Source organism: Prevotella sp. P5-64, from assembly GCF_002251285.1.
Lineage (GTDB): Bacteria > Bacteroidota > Bacteroidia > Bacteroidales > Bacteroidaceae > Prevotella.
On sequence record NZ_NPJK01000009.1, the window covers coordinates 105,578 to 120,807 of the forward strand.

Here is a 15,230-nt window from a genome sequence, read left to right on the forward strand (position 1 = left end):
AATGGCAGTCAACGAAAACAAATGGGGAGTCATCTATTGCCCCAAACACACTTTCCGCAACAAGTCGCGATGGGATGTCATCGAGCGAGTGTTGCGTGCCCATCACATAGACTATGACTATGTGCACAGCGAGAGTGCTGGTAGCGTGGACAGATTGGTCAAGATGATGGTCAACAACGGTTACCGCACTATCATCATCGCCGGTGGCGACTCTGCCCTCAACGATGCCGTCAACAGCCTGATGCAGTTTGACGCCGAGGTGCGCCAGCGCGTCTCTCTCGGTGTTATCCCCAATGGTACGATGAATGACTTTGCCCATTACTGGGGTTTCCGTGAGGGCGAGGTTGAGCAGACTGTCGACTGGCTCTGTCAGCGCCGCGTGCGCCGGATTGACGTTGGCCGCATCAACTATCGCAACCGGCATGGCGAGGCTTGTCACCGCTACTTCCTCAACTGCGTCAACGTGGGACTTATTGCCGCCATCATGAATATGCGCAGTCAGACGCGCCAACTCTTGGGTTCGCGCACCCTGTCATTCATCTTCTCCTTTATCCTCATGATATTCCAGCGTCTGGAGTACAAGATGCGTCTGCGTATCAATGATGACAAGATAGAACGCAAGGTGATGACGGTGTGTGTGGGCAATGCCCTTGGCTACGGACAGACTCCCAACGCCGTGCCCTACAATGGCCTGCTCGATGTGTCGGTGGTCTATCATCCCGAGATTACCCAACTCTTTGAGGGATGGTATCTCTTCCTGCGCGGCAAGTTCCTCAACTCGCGCAGCGTTCATCCCTACCGCACGCGCGAGGTAACTTTCGACGAGATATCCCAGTCGCTGGTTAGCGTCGATGGCCGTCTGATGAACAGTCCCATGGCTCCCCTCAAGGTGAGGGTAGAGCAGGAGGTCATCAACTTTCTCATCCCCGAGTAGGCGATAACTCCCACACTCAGAATAACGCAAAGGCATGCCCTATATATAATAGGTGGCATGCCTTTGTTGGTATATTTCATCGGCGGAAATGACATCAACTCTCGGGCGGTTATCTATAATACTGCCGAATTTATTGTTTTTTTGCAAATAGTTTATGAAAAATTTGCTTATCTGCATGGAATGTAGTATTTTTGAATGAGCATAAGCGAGCGCTCGTCGCTTGCTTCTAAAAACGAACAACTATTAATTAAATCTTGACATAAGTTTATGAGTTATCTTAAGTTTGAGAAAACTCTTATGACTAACCTCGAAGAGTCGTTGCCAAAGGAGTTGCTACGCACCAACCGCTCGGGAGCCTACTCGTGTTCCACCGTGGTAGAGTGTAACACTCGCAAGTATCATGGACTGCTTGTCGTGCCCGTTCCCGAGCTCGACGACGAGAACCATGTACTGCTTTCGTCGCTCGACGTGACAGTGATACAGCATGGAGCCGAGTTCAACCTGGGCCTCCATAAGTATCAGGGCAACAACTTCAGTCCCAAGGGTCATAAGTATATTCGTGAGTTTGATTGTGACAAAGTACCCACCACGCTGTATCGCGTCGGTGGCGTAATCCTTAAGCGCGAAGTGGTGTTCCAGCATTATGAGGACCGCATCCTTATCCGCTACACGCTGGTAGATGCCCACTCTGCCACCACGCTGCGTTTCCGTCCGTTCCTGGCTTTCCGCAGTGTGCGCCAGTTTACCCATGAGAATTCGGTGGCTTCGCGCGAGTATTTTCAGGTAGACAATGGCATCAAGACCTGTATGTATGCCGGCTACCCCGACCTCTATATGCAGTTCTCCAAGAAGAACGAGTTTCACTTCGTTCCCGACTGGTACCGCGGAGTCGAATATCCCAAGGAGCAGGAGCGTGGCTACGCTTCCAATGAGGACCTCTACGTGCCCGGATATTTCGAGATGAACATCAAGAAGGGCGAGAGCATCGTCTTTGCCGCTTCCACATCGCAGAGCAAGACCTCCGGTCTGAAGCGGTTGTTCGATGCCGAAGTCGAAGAGCGCACCCCACGCGACAACTTCTTCCACTGTCTCGTCAATGCCGCCCACCAGTTCCATATCCATGAGAAGAACGACGACCGATATATCCTGGCCGGCTATCCTTGGTTCAAGAGCCGCGCCCGCGATACGTTCATAGCACTGCCCGGTCTCACTCTCTCCATCGAGGAAGACGAGTACTTCGACCTGGTGATGAAGACTGCCGAGGTGGCGCTGCGCGAGTTTATGGAAGGCAAGCCCATCACCAAGCATATCTATGAGATTGAGCAGCCCGATGTGCCCCTCTGGGCTATCTGGGCTATCCAGCAGTACGCCAAGGAGTGTGGCCGCGAGAAGTGTGCCAAGAAGTATGGCGCCCTTGTCATCGATATCCTCAAGTATATCGAGAGCGACGGCCATCCTAACCTCAAGCTCCACGACAACGGCTTGCTCTATGCGCAGAGTTCGCATGGCGAGGCCATCACCTGGATGAACTCCGTGGCCAACGGCCGTCTCGTTGTTCCCCGTACAGGCTACATCGTCGAGTTCAACGCCCTGTGGTACAATGCGCTGCTCTTCGGTGCCTCTCTTCTCGATGAGGGCAATGCCGTGCGCGAACACCTCCAGGCTGTTGCAGCCAATGCCAAGCAGGCATTCCTCGATACATTCCTCAATGAGTATGGCTATCTCTACGACTATGTTGATGGCTATATGGTCGATTGGAGTGTGCGTCCTAACATGATTTTCCCCGTAGCTTTTGACTATTCGCCCCTCAATCAGGAGCAGAAGAAGAGCGTACTTGACATCTGTACCCGTGAACTGCTCACGCCCAAGGGTCTGCGTACGCTTTCGCCCAAGAGTGGTGGCTACAACCCCATGTATGTAGGTCCTCAGTCACAGCGCGACTATGCTTACCACCAGGGTACGGCATGGCCTTGGCTCGGCGGCTTCTATATGGAGGCTTGTCTGCGCCTCTACAGGCGCACCCGTCTGAGCTTCATCGAGCGCCAGATGGTGGGCTACGAAGACGAAATGTCCAACCATTGCATCGGTACTATCCCCGAGCTCTTCGATGGCAACCCGCCATTCCAGGGCAGAGGCGCTATCTCGTTTGCCATGAACGTGGCAGAGATTCTCAGGGCAATGGAGTTGCTGGAAAAGTATTCATATAAATAATAGGAGGACCGCAAATGAAAGTTTTAATGTTTGGTTGGGAGTATCCTCCTCATGTATATGGTGGACTGGCTACCGCCAACTATGGTATATCTCAAGGTCTGCATGCCCAGGGTGATATAGAGACGATACTCTGTCTGCCCAAACCCTGGGGCGATGAAGACCGCAGCGCCGCCAATATCGTGGCGATGAACTGTGTGCCTATCGCCTGGCGCGATGTCGATTACGACTATGTGAAGAACAAGGTGGGTAACATTATGGACCCCGACCTCTACTTCCGCCTGCGCGACCACATCTATTCTGATTTCAATTATATGCACGTCAATGACCTCGGTGCGATGGAGTTTGCCGGTGGATATCCCTCCAATCTCCATCAGGAAATCAATAACTATTCGATTATCGCTGGAGTCGTTGCCCGCACGTTCGATTACGACATCATCCATGCCCACGACTGGCTTACCTATCCCGCCGGCATCCATGCCAAGAAGGTTTCGGGCAAGCCACTGTGCATCCATGTCCATGCCACCGACTTTGACCGTAGCCGTGGCAAGGTCAACCCTACAGTCTTCTCGATAGAGAAAGACGGTATGGACAACGCCGACTGCATCATGTGCGTATCTGAGCTTACCCGCCAGACCGTCATCAACCAGTATCATCAGGACCCCCGCAAGTGCTTCACCGTGCACAACGCTGTGTATCCCCTGCGTCAGGAGCTGGCCGATATTCCTCGTCCCGACCACACCGGAAAGGAGAAGGTAGTGACATTCCTTGGCCGCATCACCATGCAGAAGGGACCTGAGTATTTTGTTGAAGCCGCCAACCTCGTGCTCCACCGCACCCGCAACGTGCGTTTCTGCATGGCCGGTTCGGGCGATATGATGGACCAGATGATTTACCTCGCCGCCGAGCGCGGCATTGCCGACCGTTTCCACTTCCCTGGCTTCATGCGCGGCAAGCAGGTCTATGAGTGTCTCAAGGACTCTGATGTCTACGTGATGCCTTCAGTGAGCGAGCCTTTCGGTATCTCTCCGCTCGAGGCGATGCAGTGTGGCACTCCTTCTATCATCAGTAAGCAGAGCGGTTGTGCCGAGATACTCAACAACTGTATCAAGGTAGACTACTGGGACATCCACGCCATGGCCGACGCCATCTACTCCATCTGCCACAACGAGAGCATCTTCCATTATCTGCAGACCGAAGGCAAGAACGAGGTCGACCAGATTACTTGGGAGAAGGTAGGCGCATGGATACGAGAACTATATGAGCGCACGCTCAATGGCAATAACTAACAACTAACAAACAACGATTATGAAGACAATTTGTTTATATTTCGAAATACATCAGATTACGCATCTTAAGAGATACCGCTTCTTTGATATCGGTACCGACCATTATTACTATGATGACTACGAGAACGAGCGCGATATCACCGATATCGCCGAGCGTAGCTACATGCCCGCCCTCAATGCCCTTGGCGAAATGATTAAGGAGCATGGCAAGGCCTTCAAGGTAGCCTTCTCGCTCTCGGGCGTAGGTATCGAGCAGCTGGAGATGCACGCGCCCCAGGTGCTGGCCAAGCTGCAGGAGCTCAATGACACCGGCTGCGTGGAGTTCCTCGCCGAGCCTTATTCTCATGGCCTCTCATCACTGGCCAATGAGGAGAGCTTCATCACCGATGTCAAGAAGCAGGTGGAGAAAATCAAGGAGTACTTCAACCAGTCTCCCAAGGTGCTGCGCAATTCCGGCCTCATCTATAGCGATGACATCGGTATGCAGGCAGCCAACATGGGCTTCAAGGGCATGCTCACCGAGGGTGCCAAGCATGTGTTGGGATGGAAATCTCCCCACTACATCTACCACTGTGCCCTCAACCCCAAGCTCAAGTTGCTCTTGCGCGACGTCAACCTTAGCGACGACATCTCTCTGCGTTTCAACAACAGCGACTGGGAGGGCTACCCACTCTTCGCCGACAACTATATCCGCAAGATAGCCGAGTGTCCCGAGGAAGAGCAGTTCTATGGCATCTTCATGAACCTCTCTGCCATCGGCGTGGCCCAGCCTCTGTCGAGCAACATCCTCGAGTTCTTCAAGGCATTGCCCGCCTGCGCCAAGGCACAGGGCATCACCTTCTCCACTCCTTCAGAGGTGTGCGCCAAGATGAAGTCTGTGGGCCAGCTCGATGTTCCTGATACTCTCTCTTGGATGGACGAGGAGCGCGATGTGTCTTGCTGGCTGGGTAACCCCATGCAGCGCGAGGCTTTCAACAAGCTCTACAGCGTAGCCGACCGCGTGCGCATCGCCAACGACCCACGTATCAACCAGGACTGGGACTATCTGCAGGCTACCAATAACTTCTACTTCATCTCCACCAAACCTTCGGGAGTGGCAGTGGATAGAGGTATCTATGCCAGCGCCTTCGATGCGTTCACCAACTATATGAACATCCTCGGCGACTTCATCAACCGTGTCAACAACCTTTATCCTGAGGACATCGACAATGAGGAACTCGAGTCGCTGCTTACCACTATTCGCAACCAGGGCGACGAGATAGAGCTCAAGGATAAGGAGATAGTACGTCTGCAGGCAAAGATTGAAAAGATTGAGGCTGCCAGCGAGAAGCTGCGTGAGCAGGTTGAGGCCAAGACCGCCAAGAAGGCTGCTCCCAAGGCCAAAGCTGCTGCCAAACCTAAGGCTGCCGCCAAGCCCAAGGCTGTGAAGGCCAAGGAAGAGAAGCCTAAGGCAGAAAAGTAAACCAAGCCAAGACCCTCGACCGCAGATAGCGGCAATAGAGGACCAACGGGTACCCTCATAAGTTAAGTGTGACGCACCTTGTGCGTCTGCCACAGAGCGCGAACCATCGTTCCCTCTATGCCAGACACATCAGGGTGCGTTTTTTGTATATCCCTTGCCACGCCTTGTTTCTTCGCTAATGCCGCGGGAGACTTGGTGGTGAAACTTGCCAGTAAAAAGGTAGGAACAGTCATCAATAGGGTAGAGGCAATGTAAAGCAGAATGGTAAAGGGTTGGAGTACTGTGAAGCCAACCAGTAAGCGGATGATATTGATGTAAAGCAAACCAGTAAAAGCCAAGTCTTGCCATTTTCATGTTATCGGCAGAGATTGTGATAATTACGTTTGTCCTTGATTTATACCATCTTTAGTCATGCCCTGATACACTCTGCTGGTTCGTATCGTATGTTACGAGCGTACGTACCTTATGTTACGAGCGCTCGTAACAATTGATACGAGTGTTCGTGCCTTTTGATACGTGCCGGCAGAGTTGCTGGCGGGTGTACTACAGATAGTCGCGCAAGTCGTATAGATGGTTTGCGACTAAATAACAAATAATTTGAAAGATTTCTGTTAAAACATTTGGGGAAGTCAAATATATATCCTATTTTTGCCATTATTATTTTGATTTCAACCATTTATTTTGAAATCACCCCGAGGTTGGTCGCATCCTGCACCAACCTCTTTTGCAATATCAGGGAAGCAAATCAGCACTTTTCTTACTTAAAATTTGTCATTTATAAAGAAAAATACTATCTTTGCAGCAATTATTAACAGTATTTACACAATAAATCGCAAGCCTATCGCCTACATTTACTCCAATAGTAAAGAAAGAAATAATGGATGTATATAGCAAGATGACCGATGAAGAGTTGGCCATAGCATACATAAAAGGTGATAATAATGCCTTCGATTTATTGCTCTCACGCAATCAGCAGAGGCTTTATTCCTACATATTGTTCGTTGTCCACGACAGCGAGATGGCAGAAGATGTGTTTCAAGACACGTTTGTCAAAGTCATTATGCGTCTCCAGTCGGGCCAGTATACCTCCTGCGGCAAGTTCTCCGCATGGATTATGCGCATAGCCCACAATGTCATCATGGACTATTATCGCGACCAGCGCATAGAGAGTGTGGTGAGCACGGTCGACAATGAGGACCTTTCTCAGATTGACGGGCGCCATGTGATAGTGCCCAATGTGGAGAGCCGCTATGTCAACGAGCAGGTGTATAGCGACGTTCGGCGCATGATGAACCTCCTGCCGCCGTCGCAGCGAGAGGTTATCTTCATGCGGTTCTTTCAGGAAATGTCGTTCAAGGAAATCGCCGAGGCTACCAGCGTAAGCATCAATACCGCTCTTGGTCGTATGCGTTACGCCGTGCTCAACCTGCGGCGCATGGCCAAGTCCAACGGCATCACTCTACAGTTGGACTGACCGTCCAGCGGGCGTTCAGTCTCTTGACTTCAGACTCCGTATGGTAGCCTCGGGGTCTTCTGCACCGAAGACATAGCTGCCACTTACCAATACATCGGCACCGGCTGCGACGAGCATCGGTGCCGTTTTTCCGTTTACGCCACCGTCTACCTCTATCAGCGGTCTGTGTTCCAGCCGGTCTATCATCTGTCTCAGTCTCCTTACCTTGTCGGTCGAGCTGGTGATAAACGACTGGCCCGAGAAGCCCGGGTTGACGCTCATAATCAGCACCAGGTCTACATCGGAGAGCACCTCCTCGACCATAGCCAGCGGCGTGGCGGGGTTGAGAGCCACTCCGGCTTTCATGCCGGCGCTGTGTATCTCCTGGATGGTGCGGTGCAGATGGGTGCAGGCCTCGGCGTGTACGGTCATCAGCGCTCCGCCGGCATCGGCGACCTGGCGTATATAGTTCTCGGGATGCACGGTCATCATGTGTACATCCAGCGGCTTCTGGCATACCGTGTGTACTGCCTTGATAACGGGCAGTCCAAATGAGATGTTGGGCACAAACACGCCGTCCATCACATCCATGTGCAGCCAGTCGGCTGCGCTGCGGTTTATCATCTCCGAATCTTCGCCCAGCTGTGTAAAGTCGGCCGACAGCAATGAGGGTGATATCAGTATCTCTTTGTTCATCTTATTCTATCATCAAGGTTTAATCAGTTCATACACACATTATATTTCCCATCTTTCATGTGGGCGCGCTGGCAGAGCCGGGCTATCTGTCTGATAAGTTGCAAAGTTTTTTCCGAGGGCTTCACCTCGTTAGGAGTAAAATAGTTCATAGGCATTTCTAATAGTCTTTATATTTGTATAACGCATCTTTTCGGTCTTTATTACATCCGCGTGACATTTTCTTTTGCTCAAAACTGTCACCTGTAGGGCCACGGTCGGTCTGGAGATGACCGCCACCGATACAGCCACGCGCGCGTATATTATAATAGGTATAAGAGGTCGGCTGAGGGCCTCTGTAATAAAATTGCGGTAAATCACAAATTTTTCTTTCAAAAAGTTTGCAGGCTCGTAGATTATCGTTATATTTGCAGCGTAAATAGTAAAGACAATGAAGAATATGGTATCTATAGCATGGTGGTGGCGTAACTCAAGATTGATAAAGTCGTGAGTCGCTCAGCCGTATAGATATCCCGTAGATATAAGAGAAAGGCCTGCCGTAACTTACGACAGGCCTTTTTTCGTAACCCCGAAATTTAGAACCAACACTATAAAAGACAAGACTATGGAGATGAAAGATTATTTGACGCGTGTGCTCCGCCAGGAACGGCTCAGCCGCGAAGAGACCAAGGACATCCTGACAGGCATCACCCGCGACGCCTATCCCGCCGAGCAGATTACGGCCCTCCTTACCGCCATTCAGATGCGCGGAGTGACCGTTGACGAGCTGTTGGGCTTCCGCGACGGCATATTGGAGACCGGCGTGCAGGCCCCGTTGGACTGCGACCGCTATATCGACGTAGTGGGCACTGGCGGCGACCGCAAGAATACATTCAACATCTCTACCACGGCATGCTTCGTCATCGCCGGCGCCGGCTACAAGGTCGCCAAGCATGGCAATTATGCCGCCACCAGTGTGAGCGGAGCCTCCAACGTGATAGCCCTTCACGGTGTGCGCTTTACCAGCGACCTCGACACCCTCAACCGTTCGCTCCACGAGGCAGGCATCGTCTATCTCCATGCCCAGCTCTTCGCCAAGGTCATGAAGCACGTGGCCCCCATCCGCAAGGCGCTCCAGTTTCCTACCGTCTTCAACCTGTTGGGGCCGCTGGTCAACCCCTCTCACCCCAAGGCCCAACTGCTGGGCGTAGCCAACCTCGACCAGATGCGCCTCTACGCCCAGGTCTATCAGCGCTTGGGCATCGACTATGGCATCATCAACAGTATCGACGGCTACGACGAAATCTCGCTCACCGGCGACTTCAAGGTGTCGACCAACCAGTATGAGCGTGTCTTCTCGCCTGCCGACCTGGGCATGCAGGTGGCTCTGCCCGAAGAGCTTCAGGCCGGAGCCACCGAGGAAGAGGCTGCCGCCATCTTCGACAGCGTGCTCAACAATACCTGTCTGCCCGCCCAGAAGAACATCGTGGTCGCCAACGCCGCCTTTGGCATCCAGGTCATGGAGCGCGGGCTGAAGTCTATCGACGAGTGTATCGAGATTGCCCGTGAGAGTATCGACAGCGGTGCTGCCCTCAATGCCTTCCGTCGTTTTGTAACCATCAATTCATAGTCGACATGAGAGATATACTGGAAGAGATAGTCGCCAACAAGCGCGAGGAGATAGCGCAGTTCCACCAGTTGCTGCCCATCACCACGCTGGCCACGCTGACCGAGAAGATGCTCCACATCACCGTGCCCTCGATGCGTCGGGCGCTCATGGAGTCGACTACCGGCATCATCGCCGAGTTCAAGCGCCGTTCGCCCTCGCGTGGCTGGATACACCGCGACGCCCGCGTGAGCGAGGTGGTGCCTGCCTATGAGCAGGGTGGTGCTTCGGCCGTCAGCATCCTTACCGACCGCAGCTACTTTGGCGGCTACGACGAGCATATCCAGCAGGCGCGCTTCATGGGCGTCAGCCTCCCCATACTCTACAAGAACTTCGTGGTCGACGAGTACCAGCTCTTCCAGGCCCGCTATTGTGGCGCGTCGGCTGTGCTGCTCATCGCCTCGGTGCTGACCATCGATGAGTGCCGCCGCCTGATGTCGCTTGCCCACCAGCTGGGTCTGGAGGTGCTGCTCGAGATGCACGCCGAGAGCGAACTCGACTATGCTGCCCTCGAGCCCGACATGTATGGCATCAACAACCGCCACCTCGGCACCTTCACCACCGATGTCGACACCAGCTTCCATCTGGCAGAGCGTCTGCCCCATGATGCCTGCAAGGTGAGTGAGAGCGGCATCTCTTCGCCCGATGTCATTGCGCGTCTGCGCGAGTCGGGCTACCGCGGCTTCCTCATCGGCGAGACCTTTATGCGCGAGCCCAGTCCTGGCGACGCCCTCGCCCGTATGGTCGGCCAATTGAACAACCTCAGCAACAACAACCATTAAAACTATACAGACTATGATTATCAAAGTATGCGGCATGACCGATGCCGAGAATATCACAGCCGTCGAGCACTTGGGTGCCGACATGATAGGCATGGTGTTCTATCCCCAGTCTCCACGCTACGTGCAGATGGTGCGCTCTCGCGCCGGAAGCATGCCCGACTACAGCCGTGAGCGGCTCGACCAGCTGCAACGCCACCTCGACGATGGCGCGGCTCCCATGCAGAAGCCTGCCCACGTGCCCCGTGTGGGTGTATTCGTCGACGATATGCCCCAGAACATCGTGACCCGTGTCTACAACTACGGCCTCGACTATGTGCAGTTGCATGGCGACGAGTCGCGCATCACCTGTGACAACCTGCGGCGCACCATCGACCCCGACATCCGTCCGGGACTGCGCATCATCAAGGCCATCCCCGTGGCCGACGCCCGTGACATAGACCGCTGGCGCGAGTATGACGGCGCGGTTGACATGCTGCTCTTCGACACGCGCAGCGACAGCGTAGGAGGCAGCGGCAACCGCTTCGACTGGACGCTGCTCGACCGCTACGACGGCGACATCCCCTTCCTGCTCGGTGGCGGCATCGGGCCCGACGATGTAGACAGGGTACGCGCCTTCCACCATCCCCAGTTTGTCGGCATCGACCTCAACAGCAGGTTTGAAACCCAGCCCGGCATCAAGGACATCCACTTGCTCCGCAACTTTATCAACGCTATACGAAATGAATAAGATAAACAGATTGTTTCAGGATAACACAGACCGTAAACTCCACTCGCTCTACTTCTGCGCGGGTGCCCCTACGGTCGACATGGTGCCCCAGGTGCTGCTCACGCTGCAGCGCCGTGGCATCGATATGGTCGAGGTGGGCATCCCCTTCAGCGACCCGCTTGCCGACGGTCCCGTCATTCAGGCGGCAGGCACCGTGGCTCTGCGCAATGGCATTACGCTCGACAAGATATTCAGCCAGATAGACAGCATCAAGGACCAGGTTCGCATCCCTTTGGTACTGATGGGCTATCTCAACGTGGTGATGCACTATGGATATGAAGCCTTCTTCCAGCGCTGCGTGGCTACGGGCGTGTCGGGGTGCATAATTCCCGACCTGCCGTTTGATGATTATCTCAATGTGGTCAAACCCATCGCCGACCGTTACGATGTGCGCGTCATCATGATGATTACGCCCGAGACATCGGCCGAGCGTATACGCCTCATCGACCGCCACACCGACGGGTTCATCTATATGGTGTCGAGCGCAGGCATCACCGGCGCCCAACAGAGTTTTGGCGACGCCAAGGTCGACTACTTCCGCCGCATAGATGCCATGCAACTGCACAATCCGCGCATGATAGGATTTGGAATATCCAACCGGCAGACGCTGGAGAGTGCCCAAGCCTACGCCGCCGGAACCATTATCGGTAGCAAGTTTGTCACTCTGCTCAACGAGACACGCGATGCCGACAAGGCCATAGACAAACTTAATGAAGCATTAGCCCAATGAAATACACAGTAGACAAAAACGGATTTTTCGGTCGTTACGGCGGAGCCTATGTTCCCGAAATATTATACAAGTGTGTGCACGACCTGCAGGATGCTTATCTCGACATCCTCGGCAGCGATGAATTCAAGCGCGAGTACCATCAACTGCTGCGCGACTATGTGGGGCGTCCTTCTCCCCTCTATTATGCCGACCGTATGAGTCGCCGCTATGGTTGCCGCCTTTACCTCAAGCGCGAAGACCTCAACCATACCGGAGCTCACAAAATCAACAACACCATCGGTCAGATACTCCTTGCCCGCCACATGGGCAAGACGCGCATCATCGCCGAAACCGGTGCCGGCCAGCATGGCGTCGCCACAGCCACGGTGTGTGCGCTGATGGGTATGCAGTGTGAAATCTTCATGGGCAAGACCGATGTGGAGCGCCAGCATACCAACGTGGAGCGTATGCGTATGCTCGGTGCCACGGTGCATCCCGTCACCACCGGCAACATGACCCTCAGTGACGCCTGCAGCGAGGCCATCCGCGACTGGTGCAGCCATCCGCGCGACACCTATTACCTCGTCGGGTCGACAATGGGACCTCATCCTTATCCCGATATCGTCGCCAAGATGCAGAGCGTCATCTCCGAAGAAATCAAGTGGCAGCTCCAGGAGAAGACGGGGCGTGACTATCCCGACTTCCTCATTGCCTGTGTGGGTGGAGGCAGCAACGCCGCCGGCACCATCTATCACTACATCGACGACGAGCGTGTGAGCATTGTCCTCGCCGAAGCCGGTGGTCATGGGGTAGACACCGATTACACCGCCGCCACCATCCAGGCTGGTACCGAGGGTATTATCCACGGTGCCCGTACGCTCGTGATGCAGACCGACGACGGCCAGATTAAGGAGGCGTTCACCATCAGCGCCGGACTCGACTATCCTGGCATCGGACCCATGCACGCCGACCTTGCCGAGCGTGGCCGCGAGCAGGTGATAGCCATCAACGACGACGAAGCTATCCGCGCCGGCTACGAACTTACCCGTACCGAGGGCATCATCCCTGCCATCGAGAGCGCCCATGCCGTGGCTGCGCTCAGTCATCTCCGCTTTCGTCCCGAGGATGTGGTCGTTCTCACCGTCTCGGGTCGTGGCGACAAAGATGTAGAAACATATCTCGCCCATAAGGATATGGCAGGCGAGTACGGAGATTTCTAACCCATTATCCGAACAGTCATTATGAGTCATACTTATAATTACCAGACCGTGTCGAGCACCATTCTTGCCGACCTCTATACTCCCGTGGGTGTTTACCTGAGTCTGCGCGGACTCTATCCACAGTCTGCACTCATGGAGAGCAGCGATTACCACAGCCACGATACAGCCCGCTCGTTTATAGCTATCCATCCTATGGCATCGTTTGCAGTGTCCCATGGCGTCGCCATCACCTCCTTGCCCGACGGTACTGTTCTCCGCCAGCCCCTCGACCTCGACCGCAAGGGCGTAGCCAAAGAGCAGGTGGCCCAGGCGCTGGGTGATTTCCTCGCAGCCTTCCATGTCGAAGGCGAGGGTAGGGAGTATTGCGGCGTCTATGGCTTCACCTCTTTCAATGCCGTGCGCTACTTTGAGAATATCGATGTGGTCGACGACACACAGCCCGCCAACGACGCCCCCGATATGCTCTATGTCATGTATCGCGACCTGATAGTCTTTGACCATTATTCCAACCGCATCCGACTGGTTACCCTCGTTCACGAAGGCGACTCTGTGGCTGCTGGCGGTAAGGTGCTCACCGACATAGAGCAGCAGTTGCGCCGCCCTGGCCAGTGCTACGATTTCCACACCGAAGGACCCGTCTTCAGTACTCTCTCCGACGAAGCCCATCGTGCCAATATCCGTCGCTGTGTAGCCCACTGTCTGCGTGGCGATGTCTTCCAGATTGTGGTCTCTCGTCGTTTCTGCCAGCGTTATAGCGGCGACGACTTCCGCCTTTACCGTGCACTGCGCAGCATCAATCCCTCGCCCTATCTCTTCTATTTCGACTTCGGCGGTTACCGCATTTTCGGTTCCAGTCCTGAGACCCACTGCCGCATTGATGGCGATCACGCCTATATCGACCCCATTGCCGGCACCACCCGTCGTACCGGCGACCCTGCAGAGGATCGTCGGCATGCCGAGTTCTTGCGTAACGATGCCAAGGAGAATTCCGAGCACGTGATGCTGGTCGACTTGGCGCGCAACGACCTCAGCCGCAACTGTCAGGATGTCAAGGTCGATTTCTTCAAGGATATGCAGTTCTACAGCCATGTCATCCACCTGGTGAGCCGGGTCAGCGGCAGACTTCTGCAGCCCCACTCCCCGGGCGCCAAGATACGTGCCTTCTTCGACACCTTCCCTGCCGGCACGCTGTCGGGGGCTCCAAAGGTGAGAGCGATGCAGATTATCAGCGAGCTCGAGCCCCACAATCGTGGTGCCTATGGTGGCTGCATCGGCTTCATCGGTCTCGACGGCGACCTCAATCAAGCCATCGTCATCCGCACCTTCGTCAGTCGCAATGGAGAGCTCTGGTTCCAGGCTGGCAGTGGCGTCGTGGCAAAGAGCAATGATGAATACGAGCTCCAGGAATGTAATAACAAACTCGGTGCGCTCACGCGTGCCATCAAAGAGGCTGAATCATGATGAAACAGACAGACAATAGCCACACCCCGCAGGTGTCGGTGGCTGTGATAGACAATTACGACTCCTTCACCTATAATCTCGTTCACCTCGTGCGTAGTCTTGGCGCACAGGTCACCGTCTTCCGCAACGACCAGTTTGACTTGCCCGACCTTGCCGACCATGACAAGCTCTTGCTTTCGCCCGGTCCAGGCATCCCGTCAGAGGCTGGGCTGCTGCTCGATGTCATCCGCACCTACGCCGCCACCAAACCTATCCTCGGCGTGTGCCTTGGCCATCAGGCCATCGGCGAGGTCTTTGGCGCCTGGCTTACCAATCTTGCCGAGGTCTTTCACGGCGTGGCGACCGAGGGTACCAATCTGCAGCGCGACTACATCTTCCGCGACCTTCCTCCGCGCATTACCATGGGCCGTTACCACTCTTGGGTGGTCGAGAGGTCGTCTCTGCCTGCCTGTCTGGAGGTCACTGCCGAGAGCGATGAGGGCTTTGTCATGGCACTACGCCATCGCGACTACGACGTCCATGGCATCCAGTTCCATCCAGAGAGTGTGCTCACGCCCCAAGGCGCCACTATCGTCAGCAACTGGCTGAAAGGCTAAGCCCGTGACAGT

The 15,230-nt window shown here is 54.5% G+C and carries 14 protein-coding genes; 12 read left to right on the plus strand and 2 right to left on the minus strand.

Features of this window, described 5'->3' with window-relative positions; genetic code table 11:
* Position 1: 1 nt before the first annotated feature.
* The 5 genes from CIK87_RS02360 to CIK87_RS02385 all read left to right on the plus strand — a co-directional run bounded on the left by CIK87_RS02360 (position 2) and on the right by CIK87_RS02385 (position 7,367).
* A complete protein-coding gene (locus tag CIK87_RS02360) occupies positions 2–934 on the plus strand; it encodes a diacylglycerol kinase family protein (RefSeq protein WP_094385118.1) in 933 nt (310 codons plus the stop codon).
* 267 nt (positions 935–1,201) lie between these two features.
* Positions 1,202–3,145 (plus strand): glycogen debranching enzyme N-terminal domain-containing protein, encoded by a 1,944-nt coding sequence (locus CIK87_RS02365; RefSeq protein ID WP_094385120.1) that lies wholly within the window; start codon positions 1,202–1,204, stop codon positions 3,143–3,145.
* A gap of 14 nt (positions 3,146–3,159) precedes the next feature.
* Positions 3,160–4,431 (plus strand): glycosyltransferase family 4 protein, encoded by a 1,272-nt coding sequence (locus CIK87_RS02370; RefSeq protein WP_094385122.1) that lies wholly within the window; start codon positions 3,160–3,162, stop codon positions 4,429–4,431.
* A gap of 19 nt (positions 4,432–4,450) precedes the next feature.
* Positions 4,451–5,893, plus strand: coding sequence for a glycoside hydrolase family 57 protein (locus CIK87_RS02375; protein ID WP_022311558.1), 1,443 nt, complete (start codon positions 4,451–4,453; stop codon positions 5,891–5,893).
* Positions 5,894–6,770: 877 nt separating this feature from the next.
* Positions 6,771–7,367 (plus strand): RNA polymerase sigma factor, encoded by a 597-nt coding sequence (locus CIK87_RS02385; protein WP_022311557.1) that lies wholly within the window; start codon positions 6,771–6,773, stop codon positions 7,365–7,367.
* A gap of 15 nt (positions 7,368–7,382) precedes the next feature.
* On the opposite strand, the gene rpe is transcribed toward CIK87_RS02385, so the two are convergent.
* Both rpe and CIK87_RS14710 read right to left on the minus strand, forming a co-directional pair.
* Positions 7,383–8,042, minus strand: a complete 660-nt coding sequence (gene rpe / locus CIK87_RS02390; protein WP_094385126.1) for a ribulose-phosphate 3-epimerase — start codon at positions 8,040–8,042, stop codon at positions 7,383–7,385.
* A 23-nt stretch (positions 8,043–8,065) separates the two neighbouring features.
* Positions 8,066–8,191: a hypothetical protein gene (locus CIK87_RS14710; RefSeq protein ID WP_256387326.1), complete on the minus strand. Its 126-nt coding sequence runs from the start codon at positions 8,189–8,191 to the stop codon at positions 8,066–8,068.
* A 452-nt stretch (positions 8,192–8,643) separates the two neighbouring features.
* Between CIK87_RS14710 and trpD the strand changes: the two genes are divergently transcribed.
* From trpD to CIK87_RS02425, 7 genes are read left to right on the plus strand one after another with little or no spacing between them, the layout of a single operon-like run.
* Complete coding sequence (trpD, locus tag CIK87_RS02395; RefSeq protein WP_173823472.1) at positions 8,644–9,648, plus strand: anthranilate phosphoribosyltransferase; 1,005 nt, start codon at positions 8,644–8,646, stop codon at positions 9,646–9,648.
* Between the two features lie 5 nt (positions 9,649–9,653).
* On the plus strand, positions 9,654–10,466 hold the full coding sequence (gene trpC, locus CIK87_RS02400; RefSeq protein ID WP_094385128.1) for an indole-3-glycerol phosphate synthase TrpC: 813 nt from the start codon (positions 9,654–9,656) through the stop codon (positions 10,464–10,466).
* A 13-nt stretch (positions 10,467–10,479) separates the two neighbouring features.
* The gene (locus CIK87_RS02405; protein WP_094385130.1) at positions 10,480–11,193 is read left to right on the plus strand and encodes a phosphoribosylanthranilate isomerase; all 714 of its coding nucleotides are present in this window, start codon (positions 10,480–10,482) and stop codon (positions 11,191–11,193) included.
* Positions 11,186–11,962 (plus strand): tryptophan synthase subunit alpha, encoded by a 777-nt coding sequence (gene trpA, locus CIK87_RS02410; RefSeq protein WP_094385132.1) that lies wholly within the window; start codon positions 11,186–11,188, stop codon positions 11,960–11,962. The genes CIK87_RS02405 and trpA overlap by 8 nt, the downstream gene beginning before the upstream one ends.
* On the plus strand, positions 11,959–13,161 hold the full coding sequence (gene trpB, locus CIK87_RS02415) for a tryptophan synthase subunit beta (RefSeq protein ID WP_094385134.1): 1,203 nt from the start codon (positions 11,959–11,961) through the stop codon (positions 13,159–13,161). The genes trpA and trpB overlap by 4 nt, the downstream gene beginning before the upstream one ends.
* A gap of 21 nt (positions 13,162–13,182) precedes the next feature.
* Positions 13,183–14,622, plus strand: a complete 1,440-nt coding sequence (locus CIK87_RS02420; protein ID WP_022311549.1) for an anthranilate synthase component I family protein — start codon at positions 13,183–13,185, stop codon at positions 14,620–14,622.
* Entirely contained in the window at positions 14,619–15,218 is a 600-nt protein-coding gene (locus CIK87_RS02425; RefSeq protein ID WP_371327097.1) for an aminodeoxychorismate/anthranilate synthase component II, read from the plus strand. Before CIK87_RS02420 ends, CIK87_RS02425 begins: the two co-directional genes overlap by 4 nt.
* The last annotated feature ends 12 nt before the right edge of the window (positions 15,219–15,230 follow it).